The sequence below is a fragment of the Mycobacterium sp. SMC-13 genome (assembly GCF_045311035.1).
Classification (GTDB): domain Bacteria; phylum Actinomycetota; class Actinomycetes; order Mycobacteriales; family Mycobacteriaceae; genus Mycobacterium.
This window is the reverse complement of record NZ_JBJIAI010000015.1, coordinates 70,432-87,753: the sequence shown is the minus strand read 5'-3', so window position 1 is coordinate 87,753 and position 17,322 is coordinate 70,432. Positions and strand designations below refer to the sequence as shown.

The window sequence follows — 17,322 nt, the reverse complement described above, 5'->3', positions numbered from 1 at the left end:
CTAGAACATGTTCTACCGGATGCTGTCGAGCCCAGAGTTTGCTGCGACGTCGGCCGCTGGTTTGCCACGGCGACGGGCTCCACTGAATTGACTGCGCGGTCAACGGGCCGATTCATGGCGTCGGCGGGTGGCGTTCGAAACGGTGTTATCGGTTGTGCGCCAACGTCGTTCCGACTGTGACCGGGGTTACACCGATCCATGCCATATGCAAATATTGAAACAAGTTCTAACTAGTTCGCTAAATTCATAATTAACGCTCTTGACGTGGATATTTACGCGTCTGGAATATAGACCGCGTCCGATTCGCGTGCTACAAACTATTGCCGTTAGTCGCTGGAATCAGCACCCCGAAGAACAGCCATGCCGTTATGTCCGCGCGCACACGACAGTTCTGGGCAGTCCGCGGATTGCGCGGTGCCGTATGCGGACGTCGTTGCCGAGGAGGACAAGAACCTTGACCAATCCCGTAGTCGTTGCGTATGCGCGAACCCCGTTCACGCGTTCGCTGGTAGGTGGACTGGCCAACGTTTCCGAGTTCGACCTCGCCAGCACCGTGATCCGCGAGGTCATCAACCGCTCGGGTGTCGACCCCGAACTGATCGACAACATCGTGCTCGGTGAGGTGCTGCAGGGCGGCGGATGTATCGCCCGCTACTCGGCCCTCGACATGGGACTGCCGCTGGACACTCCCGCCGTTGCGGTCGGCGGCTGGTGTGCGTCGGGAATGATGGCGATGCACCAGGCAGTCGCGACCATCAAGGCGGGCATGGGCAACTGCGTCATCGCCGGTGGCCTGAACACGCCCTCGGCGTCGCCGCTGGCCGGTCCGCACTTCGCGGCCACCGGGATCACCGACACCCAGATCGCCCCGATGCATCCCGGCATCGGCGAGATGCCCGCGCTCGACCTGGCCCGCACGCTCGGCGAAGGCACCGCGCGGCAGTACGGCCTGACGCGGCAGGAGGTCGACGAGTGGTCCGCGCGGGCGCACACGCTGGCCTCGGACGCCATCGAGGGCGGTGTCCTGGACACCGAGAAGGTCGCGGTAAGCGTCGACGGCACAGAAGTTTTCGCCGACGAGCTGCCGTGCCGCGAATTCAACATGACCAATCTGTCGGCACTGACGTCGTTCCTCGGCGAGGACTGCACGGTGACGCCCGGCAACCAGACGGGCCTGACCGACGGCGCCGCCGCGATGATGATCTGCGACCCTGACTTCGCGAGCCGCCACGGCCTCACCCCGCTTGCCGAGATCATCGGCTGGTCCGTCGTCGGTTCGGAGCCCGAGCGCGCCACCGATGCGGCGATCACCGCCACCCGGCGTGCCCTGGACGGCGCCGGCATCGACACCGAAGCCGTCGACCTGTACGACGTCCACGACTCCTACGCCTCGATCGGCATCGCCTACGAGCGCTCGCTGAACATCAGCCGCGACCGGCTCAACGTGCACGGCGGCGGTCTGGCACTCGGCCACCCGTACGGCGCCTCCGGTACGCGCGTGGCCGGCACCTTGATCAACGAACTGCAGCGCCGCGGCGGCGGCATCGGCGCGGGCGCGATCGTCAGCGCGGGTGGCCTGGGTGCCGCCGTCGTGCTCAACGTCTTCCCGAAGGCTGCGTGACCCGGGCGATGCTCGATCTGATCTCGCGCGCGGTGATCGCCGCGCCCAAGCGAATTCTCGTCGCCACCGTCCTGCTGATGTCGGTCTTCGGCATCCTGTCCGCGCCCGTCGCGGATCTGCTCGGCGCCGGCGGCTTCACCGACCCCGACGCCCAGTCCAACCGCGCCAACAAGGTGCTCACCGAAGAGTTCCATCGCGGCTTCGTGAACCTGAACCTGCTGGTGCAGGCCAGAGACCCGGGGGTGCCGGTGACCGCTGCTCCTCAGCGGGCTGCGGTCGACCGGTTGGTGACCGAGCTGCGCGGCACCGAACACGTCGCGCGGGTGCTGTCGCCGTTCGAGGCGCCCGATCCGGTCGCGGCCGGCCTGGTGAGCAAGGACGGGCGCTCGGCCCTGGTCATCGCCTTCATGGACGGCAACGAGACCACCGGCATAGCGTCCTCCACCGCGTTGGTGGAACGCTATGTCGGCCAACGCGATCCGGGCCTCACGATCTCGGCAGGCGGCCCCGGTGCGGTGTACTCCGCCGTCAACGAGCAGAGCCGGCACGACCTGACCCTCAGCGAGGCCATCGTGCTGCCACTGACATTCCTGGTGCTGGTGTGGGTCTTCGGCGGCGTCGTCGCCGCCCTGGTGCCCCTGGCGGTCGGAGCCTTCGCGATCTCGGGTTCCGTTGCGATCCTTCGGGTTCTGGCCGAGTTCGTCGACGTCTCGGTGTTCGCGCTCAACCTCGCCGTGGCGCTCGGCCTGGCCCTGGCGATCGACTACTCACTGCTGTTGGTGAGCAGATACCGCGAAGAGATCGGCGACGGCTCCCACCCCGACGAGGCGTTGCGGCGCACCATGCGCACCGCGGGCCGCACGGTGGTGTTCTCGGCGGCCACCGTCGCGCTGTGCCTGGCGACCATGGCGGTCTTCCCGATGTACTTCCTGCGGTCGTTCGCGTACGGCGCGGTATCGGTGGTGGCCATGGCCGCACTCGCGGCGCTCGTCATCACGCCGGCCGCCATCCGCGTCGCCGGCAAGCGGATCGGCAAGCCGGGCCGGCGCGGACCGCTCACCGAATCACGGTGGTACACCTGGACGCACGCCGTGATGCGCCGTCCCAGGATCGCCGCCGCCGTCACCCTGATTCCGCTCGTGATCGTCGGACTGCCGTTCCTCAACATCAAGTTCGGCTTCCCCGACGACCGCATCCTGCCGACCACATCGTCGGCCCGGCAGGTGGGCGACCACGTGCGCAGCGACTTCACGCAGGACGCCGGGCTGCCGGTGCACATCGTGCTGTTGCACGGCAACGGGTCCCGTGACAACGCCGCCATCGACGCCTACGCCGCCGAGCTGTCCAAGGTGCCGACCGTGGTGGCCGCGGCCGGGCCGGGTGCCACCTATGCCGGTGGCCGGGCGATCGGGCCCGCCGGGCACGAAGCCGGTACCGGGAAAGACGCCAGCTTCCTGACCGTCACCACCACGACGCTGCCGTTCAGCGCGGCGTCCGACGAAGCGCTGGACCGGCTGCACGCCGTGCCGCCGCCGGCCGGCATGACGCCGCTGTTCACGGGCGCCGCGCAGTCGAACCGCGACGGCGTCGAGGCCATCGCGAGCCGGGTGCCGACGATGCTCGGGTTGATCGCCGTGGTGATGTTCGTCCTGCTGTTCCTGCTGAGCGGCAGTGTGATCATCCCGCTGAAAGCGTTGGTGCTCAACGCCTTGTCGCTCACTGCGACGTTCGGGGCGCTGGTGTGGATCTTCCAGGAGGGGCACCTCGGTGGGCTGGGGACCACGGTCGTGGGCACCCTGGTGTCGACCATGCCAGTGTTGATGTTCTGCGTGGCGTTCGGGCTGTCGATGGACTATGAAGTGTTCATCATCGCTCGCATCCGCGAATTCTGGCTCGCCTCGGACAAATCCGATGTGGCCGGCCGCGAATCGGTGGCTCTCGGTCTGGCCGGAACCGGCCGGATCGTCACTGCCGCGGCGCTCGTCATGGCCATCACGTTCGCCGGATTGATCGCTTCGCAGGTGTCGTTCCTGCGTATCTTCGGGTTCGGGCTGGCGGTGGCGATCCTGGTGGACGCCATCGTGATCCGGACCATCCTGCTCCCGGCCGTCATGGTGCTGCTGGGCAAGGCCAACTGGTGGGCGCCCGCGCCGCTGGCTCGCCTGCATGCCCGCATCGGCCTGAATGAGGGGGCACCGTCCAGCAATTCGTCGGTTCCAGCGGAAGTCGGGTGATGAATCAGATGGAAACCCGCAGTCTGCTGCTGACGGGCGCCACCTCCGGGCTGGGGCTCGGACTGGCGAAACGAATCGTGGGAACGCCGGGCTGGCACTGCGTGCTGCCCGTCCGGAACGCCGAGCGGGGCGAGGAACTCAAGGCGCTGCTCGGTGACCGCGCGGCCGACGGCACCACCCACATCGTGGTGTGCGACCAGGGTTCGCGCGAAAGCGTGCGTCGCGCCGCAGACGAGATCGCGTGCCTGGTGACGGACGGCGTCATCCCGCCGCTCAGCACTGTCGTGCTCAACGCTGCGGTGCTGCGCAACGACGCCCGTGAACTCAGCCCTGACGGCATCGAATTGACCGTCGCCACCAATCTTTTCGGCCCACACGCGCTGCTGGCGCGGATCAGCCCGCAGCTGGCCGCTGATGCCCGGATCATGATCGTCGGGTCCCCGACCATTCGCCAGACGCTGTTCCAGCGGCTGGCGCGGGTGAAGACCGCGGAATGGCAGCCGCTCGCCGAGCAGTGCCTGCCCAGCGATGACGGTGTCCAGGCCTACGCGCGTACCAAGCTCGGTCTGTTCTATCTGTCGCGCGCGGCGGGGCAGCTGGTGCCCGAAGGGATGTCCGCGGCGTACTTCGATCCGGGCGTGATGCCGGGCACGAACATTCTGCGGGAACGCGGCACGTTCAGCCAGGTGTACTGGCGCCGGGTGCTCCCGTACATCGCGTGGACGTTCGGCGGGGTCACCGTCGGCCGCGGTGCGCGGTCGATGTCTCCCTATGTGCTGCACCAGAAGTCGATGGGGGACAGCGGCTTCCTCTCGGTCAAATGGGGCAAGCGCGCACCCGCCGTCGACCCCGCACGGGTGCACGAATACTTCGTCGAAGCCAACGACATCACCGGGATCGGTGAGGCCGACGCCGCGCCGTGGTGGTCGCAACCGGACCGCCTGCTCGGCCGGCCGGTCGGGCCGCGCGCCTGATGGCACCGCGCAAGTCTCTGGTGATGGGAGCCAGTGGCTTCCTCGGCTCGCACGTCACGCGCCAGCTCGTCGAGCGCGGCGACGACGTTCGGGTGCTGCTGCGGGAGACCAGCTCGACCCGCGGCATCGACGATCTCGACGTCGAGCGTTGCTACGGAGACATTTTCGACGACGACGCGGTGCGGGCCGCCATGTGCGATCGGGACGTCGTCTTCTACTGCGTCGTCGACGCCCGGGCCATGCTGCCGGACCCGGCGCCGTTGTTCCGGACCAACGTCGACGGACTGCGGCGGGTACTGGACATCGCGGTGGACGCCGATCTCGACAAGTTCGTGTTCGTCAGCACGATCTGCACCATCGCCGTCAGCGATGACGGCTCCGTCGTCACCGAGGACACGCCGTTCAACTGGGCCGACAAGGGTGGCGACTACGTCCGATCACGGCGTGCCGCAGAGCAACTCGTGCTGGATGCGGTGGCGCAGCGGGGGCTGCCGGCCGTCGCGATGTGTGTGTCGAACACCTATGGCCCTCGGGACTGGCAGCCGACGCCGCACGGCGAGATCGTGGCGCGTACCGCGGCCGGCCGGATGCGGTTCTATGCCGCTGATGCGGCCGCGGAAGTGGTCGGTATCGAGGACGCCGCCCGGGCGCTGCTGCTGGCCGCCGAGCACGGCCGCGTCGGTGAGCGCTACATCATCTCGGAGAGCTACCTGCCGCTGCGCACCATCCTCGAGACGGCGGCCGACGAAACCGGTGTGCGGCCACCGCGATTCGGGGTGCCCAAGGCCGCGATGTACGCCGGTGCCTACGCCACGGAGCCGCTGCGTGCGGTGCGCCCGGGCAAGATTCCGCCGCTGGTCACCATCACGCGGCTGCTGCACATGACGTCACCGGCCGACAACAGCAAGGCGCGGCGGGAGCTGGGCTGGGAACCGGAGCCGACGGTGAACGCGATTCGCCGCGCGGCCCGGTTCTACGCCGACAATCAGTTGGCCTGATCGGCCGGCTGCTCGAACTTCATGGCCTCGAGGTTCCAGTACCCGCGCAGGTTGGTGATGAGCCCCTCGGCACTGACCTTGTAGGTGAACACGCCGCGGACGCTGGCCACGAAGCCGTTCGGAAATTCGGTGCGCAGCACCAGGATGTAGGCGATCTCGTCGGGCGAGCTGGACGGGAACGTCTCCTCGCACGTCACCGTCAGCTGGTTAGGACCGATGTTGGTGTCGTAGAAGGCGGCGAGCGCCTCCTTGCCCTTCACTCCCGTGCCGTCGGGGTTGGTGACGGCCTCGCCGATCGGGTCTTCGACGACGATGTCGTCGGCCATCAGGGCCAGCCAGCCCTCGCGGTCGTGGCTCTGCACGCATCGCCACGACGACTGCGAGGCGATGACAACGGGACTGTCGGACAAGGGTTTTCCTCCTACGGACAACGCCGAGTCGGCCTGGGACGTCCCCCAGGCCGACTCAGCGAAAGTGGGTTCAGCGGTCGGCGTCGGTGTACCGGATGACGCCGCGGATGTTGCGGCCCTCCAGCATGTCCTGGTAGCCCTCGTTGATCTGCTCCAGCTTGTACTGGCGGGTGACCATGTCGTCGAGGTTGAGGCGGCCGGCCTTGTACATGGCCAGCAGCGACGGGATGTCGTGGTGCGGGTTGCCGCCGCCGAAGATGGTGCCCTGCAGGCGCTTCTGCATCAGCGTCAGCATCGACAGGTTGAGCTTGACGTCCAGGCTGGCCATGTTCGCGACCGCCGTCACCACGCAGGTGCCGCCCTTGCTGGTGATGTTGAGGTAGTTGTCGATGTCCTCACCGTGCAGCTCACCGACGGTGACGATGGTCTTGGTGGCCATGCGGCCTTCGGTGACCTCCGCGACGCCGGCCATGGCACTGTAGATGTCGGGGTAGGCGTGCGTGGCGCCGAACTTCAGGGCGTTGTCCCGTTTGAATTCAACGGGATCCACGACGAACACGTTGCGGGCACCGGCATTGAGCGCACCCTGGAGGGCACCCGTGCCGACGCCGCCGACGCCGACGATGCAGACGTCGTCACCGGGGCGGACGTCGCCGCTGCGGACCGCCGAGCCGTAGCCGGTGGTGACGCCGCAGCCGACGAGGCAGGCGACCTCGAACGGGATGGTGGGGTCGATCTTCACGACGGAGCTCTTGTGCACCACCATGTACGGGCTGAAGGTGCCCAGCAGGGTCATCGGGATCACCGGCGTGCCGTCGGCGGCATGCACGCGGTTGGTGCCGTCGGACACCGCGGTGCCGGTCAACAGGTACATGCCCAGGTCGCACAGATTGCGCATACCGGCCTGACACGACGGGCACTCGCCACACGACGGGATGAACGACAGCACGACGTGGTCGCCGACGGCGATGTGGTCCACGCCCGGGCCGACCTCGACCACGATGCCGGCGCCTTCATGGCCGCCGAGCACCGGGAAACCGGCCATCGGGATGTCGCCGGTCACCAGGTGGTGGTCCGAGTGGCACATGCCCGAGGCTTCCATCTGGATCTTGACCTCGTCCTTGACGGGGTCACCGATCTCGATCTCCTCGATCGACCACGGCTGGTTGAACTCCCAGATGAGAGCACCTTTTGTCTTCACCGCACGTGCCTTCCACTAGAACCTGTTTCAGTTAGCGTAGAGGGAAAAGTTACGTTCGTCACACCCCACCCCCAATAACCGCTCGGCCGGTTTTCACCAGATCGGGACGGGAGCCTCGCCCAGGGGGTAGTAACCCGGCAGCTGCTCGCCGGCGAGGCTGCGCTGGATGCGCTGCTGCATGCCCTTTGACAGTTTTCCGGCCGTCATCAGGTCCAGGTAGAGCTTCTGCACGTGGCCGAAGTCGAAGAAGTCGCGCTGCCAGGCGATCTTCGGTTCGCCGTCGACGTTCTCCAGCCGGAACCAGCTGCCGCCGATGCCGTAGATCTCGCGCGCGGGGGCCGAGGCGTCGTCCGGATCTGTCACGACCTGCTTCCAGAAGCCGACGACCTCACCCTGCTTGTCGTCGATCACCACGCGCTGGTACGGGTATTTCCAGCCTTCGAGGCCCTCCATCTCCAAACCCAGGGCGATGTCGCGGATTTCGGCCTTGCCGAGGCACATGACGTCCTCTTTGGGGCCGATGTTCCAGCCGTACGTGGCGTCGTCGGTGTAGAAGTCGGCCATGGGCTTCCAGTCGCCGGCCGCCTCGGCGTCACGGTTGACCTGCAGCCACCGCTCGACCCACTCTTCGAGTTGTTCGCGGGGGAATGACGTCATTGTCTTGTCCTTTGTTTTCAGCTGGTTTCGCGAATGAACAGGGCTTGGGTCGGGCACTCGGCGACAGCGCGCTCGATCTCCTCGCGCGCGTCGTCGGGCGGGGTCTCGTCGAGGATCTCGACAGTGCCGCGCTTGGGGACGTTGAAGTAGTCCGGTGCCTCCAGGGAGCACATGGCGTGGCCCTGGCACAGGTCGCGGTCGACCTCAACGCGGTAGGAACCCATCAGGCGCGCTTCCGGTAGCGGACGGTGGCGGGCCGGGCCAGTTGGACGACCATCTTGGAATGGTCGTTCTGGTAGCTCTCCGGCGGCTGGGCCATCTCGAACTCGTACTCGCGCAACAGGACCGAGAAGATCGCCTTGATCTGCATCTGAGCGAAGGCCGCTCCCACGCAGCGATGCTTGCCGGCGCCGAACGGGATCCAGGTCCAGCGGTTCAGCAGGTCTTCCTGACGCGGCTTCTCGTACCGGTTCGGGTTGAAGGCGTCGGGGTCGGGGAAGTCCTCGGGGATGCGGTTCGAGATCGCCGGTGAGGCCGCCACCATCTGGCCCTTGTGGATCGGGTGCTCGGCGACCTCGAACTCATCCTGCGCGACGCGCATCAGGATGATCAGCGGAGGGTGCAGGCGCAGCGTCTCCTTCAGGGCGTTGTCCAGATTCGGAATCTGGCGCAGCGCATGGAAACTCACCTCCTGGCCGTCGGCGTAGAGGTCGTCGAGCTCCTGCTGGACCTTGGCGTAGAAGTCGGGGTGACGCAGCAGTTCGATCAGCGTCCACGATGACGTGCCCGAGCTGGTGTGGTGCCCGGCGAACATCAGGGAGATGAACATGCCGGTGACTTCGTTGGCGCTGAAACGGTGGTTGCCCTCTTCGTCCTTGATGGAGACCAGGACGTCGAGCAGATCGCGATCGCTCTTGTCGGTGGGCGGGTTGGCGATTCGCCCGTTCATGACCTCCTGCACGAGCTCCACCAGGTTGGCCCGCGCCTCGTCACGGATGCGGAAGCTCTCGATGGGCAGGTAGGGGTCGACGTAGCAGAGCGGATCGGTGCCGCGCTCGAGCAGGTGGTAGTAGTTCGCGAACCGGGAATCGAGCTGGTTGCGGAACTTCGGTCCGATCAGGCAGGCCGTGGAGGTGTAGATGGTGAGCTCGGAGAAGAACTCCAGCAGATCGATTTCACCGGATTCACCCCAGTTCTCGGTCATCCGCCGGACCTCGCGCTCGATGGTCGCGGCGTGGCCCTTCATCTGCTCGCCGCGCAGCGCGGTGTTGTGCAGCATCTCGGCGCGGCGTTCCGGATCGGCGTCGAAAACCACGCCCTCACCGAAGATCGGGGTCATGAACGGGTAGGCCTCGGCCTGGTTGAGCTCGCTGTCGCTGGAGCGGAAGAAGAACTCGTTGGCCTCGGCGCCGGTCAGCAGCACCACCTGCTTGTCGGCCAGCTGGAACCAGCCGACGTCACCGCATTCGTCGCGGACGCGTTGCATCAGGCCGATCGGGTCGGTGCGGAACTCCTCCAGGTGGCCGTGCTCCTCGGCGCCACCCGAAACCCGTTGAACCTCTTTGGTAATGGTCATTGGTTGGGCATTCCTTCCTCGCCCAGCGCGAGCGACTGACGGTCCTTGGCCTCGGTCAGTGGCGCCTCGGGCTGTAGTTCCATGTTGGCGATGAACCCGCCGCGCGGGGTCTCGGCGACGAACGCGATGGCACGGGCCAGGTCGGCCGCGCGCAGGAAATAGCTGTGCCGGGCCTGGCCCCACTTGGCCCAATCCTCAAGGGCCGGGCCGATTTTCTCGGCAGGCAGGCTCCAGCCCATGGACGTCATGGTCGGCCCCGGGTGCACCACCGAAGCGCGGACGCCGGTGCCTTCCAGCTCCATCTGGAGGTTGGTGACCATCGCGACCAGCCCGGCCTTCGCGGCGCCGTAGGCGCCCATGTGCGGGCGCTGGCGCAGCGCCACGTCGGAGCCGACGAAGATCAGGTCGCCGCGGCGGCGCTCGACCATGCCGTCGAGAACGGCGCGGGCCATCCGGTTGGCGCCGACCAGATGAATCTGCAGCTGCTCGGCGAACTCGTCGGTGCTCATCTCGTGCAGCCGGCCGAAGTTGGTGTCACCGGCGCCGGTGACCAGTACCTCGATGTCGCCGAGCGCGGCCGTCGCCTTGGCGACGAAGTTCTCGACCGACGCGGTGTCGGTGACGTCCAGCGGCAGCGCAACCGCTTCTCCGCCTTCGGCTTTGATCTGGTCGACGAGTTCCTGACACTTCTCCACCCGGCGGGCGCCGAGCGCGACCGGGAAGCCGCGCGCGGCGAGCGCTGTCGCCGTCGCGGCGCCGATGCCCGACGAGGCGCCGGCCACGATGGCGGGCCGGCGGGCGGGGTGTGGTTCGAAACGGGCCATTTAGCGTGCCTTCACAGTTATTGGGAGATGGGCAAATCCGCGTACCGAACTCGAGTGGACGCGGACGGAGTTGTCCTCGTCGACCTCGTAGCCGCGGATACGTTTGAACAGTTCGGTGAGGGCCACCCGGGCTTCCATCCGCGCCAGGTGCGCGCCCAGGCAGAAGTGTGCGCCGCTGCCGAAACTCACGAGCTTCGAACCGATGTCACGGCCGATGCGGTACTCGTCGGGCGCCTCGAACACCCGCTCGTCGCGGTTGGCCGAGCCGGCCAGCAGAATCAGTACGTCACCCGCGGGGACGGTGGTGCCGTAGAACTCGAGGTCCTCCACAACGGCCCGGGCAAGGAGCTGGCTGGAGGTGTCGTAGCGCAGCGTCTCCTCGATCCACGGCGAGATCAGCTCGTGGTCGTCGAAGATCGGATCCAGCTGGTCGGGGTTTTTGTATCCCCAATAGGCCGCGTTGGCAAGCAGTTTCGTGGTCGTCTCGTTGCCGGCGATGACCATGAGGAACAGGAATGCCATGATCTCGTCGTCGGTGAGCTTGTCGCCGTCGATCTCGGCCTCCACCAGCGCCGAGGTGAGGTCGTCGGACTGATTCTTGCGGCGCTGCTTGACCATGTCGGCGTAGTACATCAGCAGCTCACCCGATGCGGCCATGGCAGACGCCGGGACGTCGGCCGTCCCGTCCTCGCGGTGCATCACGCCGTCGGCCAGTGCGCGGATGCGCACGCGGTCTTCTTGCGGGACGCCCATCAGCTCGCTGATCACGTCCATCGGCAGCTTGCCGGCGAAATCGTCGACGTAGTCGAAGGTGTTGTTCTGCAACGCTTCGTCGAGATGCTGGACGGCGATCTCGGTGACCCGGCCCTCCAACTCACGGATGCGCCGCGGGGTGAAGCCCTTGGATACCAGGGTGCGCAGCCGCAGGTGCGCCGGATCGTCAAGGGCCAGAAAGGACATCACGCGGTGGGCTTCGTCGTTGCGGGATATCGGATCCAGCGAGACGCCGTGCTTGTTGGACAGCGCGGTGCTGTTCCGGAAGCCGCGCAGCACGTCCTCGTGGCGGGACAGGGCCCAGAAGTTGAGCTTGTCGTTCCGGTAGATCGGCGCCTCGTCCCGCAGCCGCCGGTAGTACGGGTACGGATCTTCGTGGAAGTCGTAGCTGTACGGGTCGATCAGCAGCTCTACTTGCCGGGGCGAGCGAAGCGACGGGGATGTGTTGGCTGTCATGCGTTGTCTCCCACGATGAGTCCGACGACATAGGACAGCCGGTCGGCGATCTGGTGATAGGTGTAGACGCCGCTGCCGGCGTTGACGAGCGCACCGAAGTACGTCATCTCCAGGGCCGACAGCAGGCGCGGATCGGCGTCGGGGCCGACGGCCGAGCGGATGCGCTTGTGGATTTCGCCACCGATGCGGTCGCGCACCTTGCGGACCGTCTCGTCGTCGCCGGACAGCAGGGCCGTCGTGCAGGCCGCGGCCACCCCCGGTTCGTCGGCGACCACGAGTGCGAGGCTGCGCAGTGCCTGTTCGACACGGCTGGCCCTCGACTGGTTGACGTCGGTGAAGTAGGGCACCTGCCGAACCATGTCCAGGTACACCTCGGCGATGAGGTGGTTCTTGGACGAGAAGTAGGTGTAGGCGGTAGCCGGTGCGACCTTGGCGCGCGCCGCGACGGCCCGCACCGTCAGGTCGGCGTAGGACGACTCCCGCAGCATTTCGCGACCGGCCGCCAGGACCTTCTGGAAGGTTTCCTCCTGGCGGCGGTTGCGCGGCTGGTCGTCCGCATCTTGGCCGGTGCTTGTGAGGGCGGCCACTGCATCGCTGGACACATGTCCAAGTTAGCCGATGGCGCGGCGTTGAAGCAAGAACCGCCCACAAAGAGCCTGATAAACAGGCATTTATGTCGTGCTTGCGGTTGCTGATCCCGCTGGACCCTTGCTACTCGAGGCCGCGTGGGGTTATGGTTCGACCAACGTTGTCGGACAGCTGTCCAGTAAAAATCAGATCGCTGGATTTCGTCCCGAAGGCAGGAGCGCAGATGACCTTGTTGGGTGATGGCGAAAGTCGCCTTCTCATCGACGGAAAATTGGTGCCGGGTTCGCGAGGCACGTTCCCGACCGTCAATCCCGCGACCGAGGAAGTCCTCGGGGTGGCGGCCGATGCCACGGTGGGCGACATGGTGGACGCCATCGATGCCGCCCGTCGGGCGTTCGACGAGACCGACTGGTCGACCAACGTCGAGCTGCGGGTGCGGTGCCTGCGGCAGTTGCAGCAGGCCATGCGCGACCACGCCGACGAATTGCGCGAACTGACGATCTCGGAGGTCGGCGCGCCCCGGATGCTCACGGCCGGAGCGCATTTGGACGGTCCGATCGAAGACCTGAGCTTCGCCGCCGACACCGCGGAGGGCTACCAGTGGACCACCGACCTGGGACATGCCACGCCGCAAGGCATTCCGACCAACCGCACCATCGCCCGGGAGGCCGTCGGCGTCGTCGGGGCCATCACGCCGTGGAACTTCCCGCACCAGATCAACCTGGCCAAGGTCGGCCCGGCACTCGCGGCGGGCAACACCCTGGTTCTCAAGCCCGCACCTGACACCCCGTGGGCCGCCGCAGTGCTCGGCGAACTGATCACCCAGCACACCGATTTCCCGGCGGGCACCATCAACATCGTCACCTCCCGGGACCACAGGGTCGGCGCCATGTTGTCGAAACACGCTGACGTGGACATGGTTTCGTTCACCGGCTCGACCGTGACCGGCCGGGCCGTGATGACCGACGCCGCCGAAACCATCAAGAAGGTGTTCCTGGAACTCGGCGGTAAGTCGGCATTCCTGGTGCTCGAGGATGCCGATGTCGCCGCCGCCTGCGCGATGGCCGCGTTCACGGCGTCGATGCACGCCGGCCAGGGGTGCGCGATCACCACCCGGCTCGTGGTGCCGCGGGCCCGCTACGACGAGGCCGTCGCGGCTGCCGCCGGCACGATGGGCGGCATCAAGCCCGGTGATCCGTCCAGCCCGCGCACCGTCTGCGGCCCCGTGATCTCGGCCCGCCAGCGGGACCGGGTACAGGGCTACCTCGACCTCGCCCTCCAAGAAGGTGGCACGTTCGCCTGTGGTGGTGGCCGGCCGGCCGACCGCGACAAGGGCTTCTTCATCGAGCCGACCGTCATTGCCGGCCTGGACAATTCGGCGCGCGTCGCCCGCGAGGAGATCTTCGGGCCCGTGCTGACCGTCATCGCGCACGACGGCGACGACGACGCCGTCCGCATCGCCAACGACTCGCCGTACGGACTGTCCGGCACGGTGTTCTCGGCCGACCCGCAGCGGGCGGCCGGCGTGGCGGCGCGGCTGCGGGTCGGCACCGTCAACGTCAACGGCGGTGTCTGGTACTCCGCCGACGCACCGTTCGGCGGTTACAAGCAGTCCGGCAACGGGCGGGAGATGGGCGTCGCCGGGTTCGAGGAATACCTGGAGACCAAGTGCATCGCCACGCTGGCCACGTAGGCGTCGGCGTCCCAAAACCATTGGCTCACACGAAGTAGACGAGAGGACATCATGAGCAGGTTCGAGAACAAGGTCGCGATCGTGACCGGCGCGGGCGGCGGCATCGGCCAGGTCTACGCCGAGGCGTTGGCCCGCGAGGGTGCCGCCGTCGTCATCGCCGATATCAACGTCGAAGGCGCCGAGAAGGTGGCCGCCGGCATCAAGGCCGACGGCGGAAAGGCGCTGGCCGTGCGGGTCGACGTGTCGGACATCGACTCCGCCAATGACATGGCCGCCCAGGCCGTCGCGGAGTTCGGCGGCATCGACTACCTGGTGAACAACGCCGCGATCTTCGGCGGCATGAAGCTCGACGGCCTGCTGACGGTCGACTGGGACTACTACCGCAAGTTCATGAGCGTCAACCTCGACGGGGCGCTGGTGTGTACGCGCGCGGTTTTCCCGCACATGGAGAAGCGGGGCGGCGGGGCCATCGTCAACCAGTCCTCGACTGCCGCATGGGTTTACGCCAATTTCTACGGTCTGGCCAAGGTCGGCGTCAACGGCCTGACGCAGCAGCTGTCCCGTGAGCTGGGGTGGCGCAACATCCGGATCAACGCCATCGCGCCGGGGCCCATCGACACCGAGGCCAACCGCAGCACCACGCCGCAGGCCATCGTCAAGCAGATCGTCCAGACCCTGCCGCTGGCGCGGATGGGCACGCCGGAGGATCTCGCCGGCATGTGCCTGTTCCTGCTGTCCGACGAGGCCAGCTGGATCACCGGGCAGATCTTCAACGTCGACGGCGGACAGATCATCCGGTCATGAGTTCAGATGTGAAACTGGGCTATATCGGCCTGGGCAACCAGGGCGCACCGATGGCCAAGCGACTGGCCGAATGGCCCGGCGGGCTGACCGTTTTCGACATGCGCGCCGAGGCCATGGCGCCGTTCGCCGAACTCGGCGCCACTCTGGCCGACAGCGTCGCCGAGGTCGCCAAGGCCGATGTCATCAGCGTGACGGTGCTCAACGACGAGCAGGTCCGTGACGTCGTGGCGCAGCTGGCGGAGCATGCCGAACCCGGTACCGTCATCGTGATCCACTCCACCATCGAACCCACCACCGCGGTCGAACTGGCCGAGCAGTTGCGGCCCAAGGGGATTCACATCGTCGATGCGCCGGTGAGCGGCGGCGCCCATGCGGCGAGCAAGGGTGAGCTGGCCGTGATGGTCGGCGCCGACGACGACGCCTACGACAAGGTCAAGCCCGTCTTCAAGCAGTGGGCATCGCTGGTGGTGCGGGCCGGCGAACCGGGCGCGGGCACCAAGATGAAGCTGGCGCGGAACATGCTGACGTTCATCGGTTTTGCCGCGGCATGCGAGGCGCAGAAGCTGGCCGAGGCATCGGGCATCGACCTGCAGAAGCTGGGGCGCGTCGTCCGGCACAGTGACGCGCAGTCCGGTGGACCCGGCGCCATCATGGCGCGCGACGACACCAAGCCGCTGGCGCCCGACCACTTCCTCTACAACATGTTCGTCCACACCCGCGGGCTGGCGGAGAAGGATCTGTCGCTGGCACTCGGGCTGGGTTCGACTGTGGGAGTGGACCTTCCGCTTGCCGAGCTGGCGCTGGCCAACCTCGCCGAGGGCCTCGGCGTACCGCACCCGAAGGAGTCATGATGGACGAGCTGCGCGCCAAGGGCCTGGCGAAGATGAACGAGGTCTACGGCTGGGAGATGCCCAACATCGAGGGCGACCCGTACTTCGACCTCACCGTGGATCACCTGTTCGGCACCATCTGGAGCAAGCCCGGACTGTCCATGCGAGAGAAGCGCCTGATGACGTTCACCTGCGTCACCGCCGTCGGCTCGCAGGACCTCGCCGAGATCCAGATCAACGCCGCCTTGCTCAACGAGGAATTCACCGAGACCGAGCTCAAGGACATCGGCATCTTCCTGACCCAGTACCTCGGCTTCCCACTCGGTTCGGCGTTCAACGGCGCGGTGTCCAAGGTGGTTGCCAGACGGCGCAAGGCGGCCGAGAAGGGCGTGGCGGAGGATCGGAAGGCCAACGTCAACGCCGCGGTCAGGATGAACACCGGGAGCGAGCTCGATGACAAGTAGGTACGCGTCGCTGTCGCGAGCTGAGCTCGCGGCGCTGGTGCCGGAGCTGCTGCTCATCGGCCAGCTCATCGACCGCGCCGGAATGGCTTGGTGCATCGTCGAATTCGGCCGTGAGGAGATGCTGCAGGTCGCCATCGAGGAGTGGGCCGGGTCCAGCCCGCTCTACACCAAGCGCATGCAGAAGGCGCTGAAATACGAAGGCGTCGACGTCATCACGATCTTCAAGGGCCTGCAGCTCGACATCGGCGCGCCGCCGCAGTTCATGGACTTCCGGTACACCGTGCACGACCGCTGGCACGGGGAATTCCACCTCGACCACTGCGGTGCCCTCATGGACGTCGAGCCCATGGGCCCCGACTACGTGCGCGGCATGTGCCACGACATCGAGGACCCGACGTTCGATGCCACGGCCCTGGCCACCAACCGGCGCTGCCAGGTGCGGCCCATCCACCGGCCGCCGCGTGTCCCGGCGGACCGGACCCCGGCCTGCGCGTGGACCGTCATCATCGACGAGTCGTACCCCGAGGTCGGCTTCATCCCGCAGCTCGACATCATCGGCGCGACAAACGCGTACCGCTGCGAGCTCGACGACATCGACCCCGCGGACGAGGGCCAGGCCGACTACTCCGGTCCGCTGGTGAGCGACGTCGACTTCTCGGAGTTCTCACACTCGGCGCTGGTGCGCATCGCCGACGAGGTGTGTCTGCAGATGCACCTGCTGGTGCTGTCCTTCGCGCTCGCCGTGCGGGCCCGCTGCAACGGCGACGTCGACAAGGAACGGTCCATCCGGACCAAGTCCCTGATCGGTATCTCCGGAGTCGCGGCCGAACGCATCCAGAAGGTGTTGGGGTTGCCGGCCGATGCCGCCGGTGCCCTGCGGGTACTGGAGCTGCATCCGCTCCTCAACCCGGCCGCCTATGTCTCCGTTGGTGTTTCGGGCGACGAGGCGCACGTACACCCGTCGCCGGCGCACGAGGACGGCGCGTGGATCACCCTGGTGTCCCCGGAGTCCGATCTGCCGCTGCAGGCCGTCGCGACGGCCGTCAACCCACTGCTGCGGGCCGAGGTGTCGGGCACCGACACCGACTGGACCGTCCGGTTCGTCGAAACCGACACCCCGGCAAAGGAACTCGGCGAGGTGTCGGTGTGCAAGGTCAGCAGTGGGGCGTCCTGGGTCTTCGAGGAACGTAAGTCCCTGCCGCTGACGGTGGTGTAGGG

At 66.9% G+C, this 17,322-nt stretch carries 17 protein-coding genes; 9 read left to right on the top strand and 8 right to left on the bottom strand.

Annotated features, from left to right (window positions below):
- Nucleotides 1–454: 454 nt before the first annotated feature.
- The 4 genes from ACJH6I_RS21170 to ACJH6I_RS21155 are packed head-to-tail and all read left to right on the top strand — an operon-like array spanning nt 455 to nt 5,827.
- The gene (locus ACJH6I_RS21170; RefSeq protein ID WP_318984642.1) at nt 455–1,621 is read left to right on the top strand and encodes a thiolase family protein; all 1,167 of its coding nucleotides are present in this window, start codon (nt 455–457) and stop codon (nt 1,619–1,621) included.
- Nucleotides 1,618–3,855, top strand: a complete 2,238-nt coding sequence (locus tag ACJH6I_RS21165) for an MMPL family transporter (protein ID WP_318984641.1) — start codon at nt 1,618–1,620, stop codon at nt 3,853–3,855. The genes ACJH6I_RS21170 and ACJH6I_RS21165 overlap by 4 nt, the downstream gene beginning before the upstream one ends.
- A complete protein-coding gene (locus ACJH6I_RS21160; RefSeq protein WP_318984640.1) occupies nt 3,855–4,829 on the top strand; it encodes an SDR family NAD(P)-dependent oxidoreductase in 975 nt (324 codons plus the stop codon). The genes ACJH6I_RS21165 and ACJH6I_RS21160 overlap by 1 nt, the downstream gene beginning before the upstream one ends.
- Nucleotides 4,829–5,827, top strand: coding sequence for an NAD-dependent epimerase/dehydratase family protein (locus ACJH6I_RS21155; protein ID WP_318984639.1), 999 nt, complete (start codon nt 4,829–4,831; stop codon nt 5,825–5,827). Before ACJH6I_RS21160 ends, ACJH6I_RS21155 begins: the two co-directional genes overlap by 1 nt.
- Here ACJH6I_RS21155 and ACJH6I_RS21150 read toward each other — a convergent pair.
- The 8 genes from ACJH6I_RS21150 to ACJH6I_RS21115 form a co-directional block, all read right to left on the bottom strand.
- Nucleotides 5,815–6,237, bottom strand: a complete 423-nt coding sequence (locus ACJH6I_RS21150; protein WP_318984638.1) for a nuclear transport factor 2 family protein — start codon at nt 6,235–6,237, stop codon at nt 5,815–5,817. The two genes, ACJH6I_RS21155 and ACJH6I_RS21150, sit on opposite strands and share 13 nt — an antisense overlap.
- Nucleotides 6,238–6,307: 70 nt before the next feature.
- A complete protein-coding gene (locus ACJH6I_RS21145) occupies nt 6,308–7,438 on the bottom strand; it encodes an NDMA-dependent alcohol dehydrogenase (protein WP_064985444.1) in 1,131 nt (376 codons plus the stop codon).
- Nucleotides 7,439–7,531: 93 nt separating this feature from the next.
- Complete coding sequence (locus ACJH6I_RS21140; RefSeq protein WP_053854654.1) at nt 7,532–8,095, bottom strand: nuclear transport factor 2 family protein; 564 nt, start codon at nt 8,093–8,095, stop codon at nt 7,532–7,534.
- A 17-nt stretch (nt 8,096–8,112) separates the two neighbouring features.
- Nucleotides 8,113–8,319, bottom strand: coding sequence for a ferredoxin (locus ACJH6I_RS21135; protein ID WP_212813545.1), 207 nt, complete (start codon nt 8,317–8,319; stop codon nt 8,113–8,115).
- The gene (locus tag ACJH6I_RS21130; RefSeq protein ID WP_318984637.1) at nt 8,319–9,671 is read right to left on the bottom strand and encodes a cytochrome P450; all 1,353 of its coding nucleotides are present in this window, start codon (nt 9,669–9,671) and stop codon (nt 8,319–8,321) included. Before ACJH6I_RS21130 ends, ACJH6I_RS21135 begins: the two co-directional genes overlap by 1 nt.
- Nucleotides 9,668–10,495, bottom strand: coding sequence for an SDR family oxidoreductase (locus tag ACJH6I_RS21125; RefSeq protein ID WP_318984636.1), 828 nt, complete (start codon nt 10,493–10,495; stop codon nt 9,668–9,670). Before ACJH6I_RS21125 ends, ACJH6I_RS21130 begins: the two co-directional genes overlap by 4 nt.
- Nucleotides 10,496–11,725, bottom strand: a complete 1,230-nt coding sequence (locus ACJH6I_RS21120) for a cytochrome P450 (RefSeq protein WP_318984635.1) — start codon at nt 11,723–11,725, stop codon at nt 10,496–10,498.
- Nucleotides 11,722–12,327 (bottom strand): TetR/AcrR family transcriptional regulator, encoded by a 606-nt coding sequence (locus ACJH6I_RS21115; protein WP_318984634.1) that lies wholly within the window; start codon nt 12,325–12,327, stop codon nt 11,722–11,724. The genes ACJH6I_RS21120 and ACJH6I_RS21115 overlap by 4 nt, the downstream gene beginning before the upstream one ends.
- A 209-nt stretch (nt 12,328–12,536) precedes the next feature.
- On the opposite strand from ACJH6I_RS21115, the gene ACJH6I_RS21110 reads away from it, so the two are divergent.
- Genes ACJH6I_RS21110 through ACJH6I_RS21090 form a run of 5 tightly spaced genes read left to right on the top strand, consistent with a single transcriptional unit; the run spans nt 12,537 to nt 17,320 of the window.
- A complete protein-coding gene (locus tag ACJH6I_RS21110; protein WP_318984633.1) occupies nt 12,537–14,006 on the top strand; it encodes an aldehyde dehydrogenase in 1,470 nt (489 codons plus the stop codon).
- A 51-nt stretch (nt 14,007–14,057) separates the two neighbouring features.
- Nucleotides 14,058–14,810, top strand: a complete 753-nt coding sequence (locus ACJH6I_RS21105) for an SDR family oxidoreductase (protein WP_020098753.1) — start codon at nt 14,058–14,060, stop codon at nt 14,808–14,810.
- Nucleotides 14,807–15,661 (top strand): NAD(P)-dependent oxidoreductase, encoded by an 855-nt coding sequence (locus ACJH6I_RS21100; RefSeq protein ID WP_406784457.1) that lies wholly within the window; start codon nt 14,807–14,809, stop codon nt 15,659–15,661. The genes ACJH6I_RS21105 and ACJH6I_RS21100 overlap by 4 nt, the downstream gene beginning before the upstream one ends.
- On the top strand, nt 15,661–16,104 hold the full coding sequence (locus ACJH6I_RS21095) for a carboxymuconolactone decarboxylase family protein (protein WP_133428006.1): 444 nt from the start codon (nt 15,661–15,663) through the stop codon (nt 16,102–16,104). The genes ACJH6I_RS21100 and ACJH6I_RS21095 overlap by 1 nt, the downstream gene beginning before the upstream one ends.
- The gene (locus ACJH6I_RS21090; protein ID WP_406784456.1) at nt 16,094–17,320 is read left to right on the top strand and encodes a hypothetical protein; all 1,227 of its coding nucleotides are present in this window, start codon (nt 16,094–16,096) and stop codon (nt 17,318–17,320) included. Before ACJH6I_RS21095 ends, ACJH6I_RS21090 begins: the two co-directional genes overlap by 11 nt.
- Nucleotides 17,321–17,322: the final 2 nt, after the last annotated feature.

Coding starts and splice junctions, on each gene's coding strand:
- ACJH6I_RS21160 (WP_318984640.1), top strand. CDS start 3,855: ATGAATCAGATGGAAACCCGCAGTCTGCTGCTGACGGGCGCCACCTCC.
- ACJH6I_RS21155 (WP_318984639.1), top strand. CDS start 4,829: ATGGCACCGCGCAAGTCTCTGGTGATGGGAGCCAGTGGCTTCCTCGGC.
- ACJH6I_RS21140 (WP_053854654.1), bottom strand. CDS start 8,095: ATGACGTCATTCCCCCGCGAACAACTCGAAGAGTGGGTCGAGCGGTGG.
- ACJH6I_RS21135 (WP_212813545.1), bottom strand. CDS start 8,319: ATGGGTTCCTACCGCGTTGAGGTCGACCGCGACCTGTGCCAGGGCCAC.
- ACJH6I_RS21130 (WP_318984637.1), bottom strand. CDS start 9,671: ATGACCATTACCAAAGAGGTTCAACGGGTTTCGGGTGGCGCCGAGGAG.
- ACJH6I_RS21125 (WP_318984636.1), bottom strand. CDS start 10,495: ATGGCCCGTTTCGAACCACACCCCGCCCGCCGGCCCGCCATCGTGGCC.
- ACJH6I_RS21120 (WP_318984635.1), bottom strand. CDS start 11,725: ATGACAGCCAACACATCCCCGTCGCTTCGCTCGCCCCGGCAAGTAGAG.
- ACJH6I_RS21110 (WP_318984633.1), top strand. CDS start 12,537: ATGACCTTGTTGGGTGATGGCGAAAGTCGCCTTCTCATCGACGGAAAA.
- ACJH6I_RS21105 (WP_020098753.1), top strand. CDS start 14,058: ATGAGCAGGTTCGAGAACAAGGTCGCGATCGTGACCGGCGCGGGCGGC.
- ACJH6I_RS21100 (WP_406784457.1), top strand. CDS start 14,807: ATGAGTTCAGATGTGAAACTGGGCTATATCGGCCTGGGCAACCAGGGC.
- ACJH6I_RS21095 (WP_133428006.1), top strand. CDS start 15,661: ATGGACGAGCTGCGCGCCAAGGGCCTGGCGAAGATGAACGAGGTCTAC.
- ACJH6I_RS21090 (WP_406784456.1), top strand. CDS start 16,094: ATGACAAGTAGGTACGCGTCGCTGTCGCGAGCTGAGCTCGCGGCGCTG.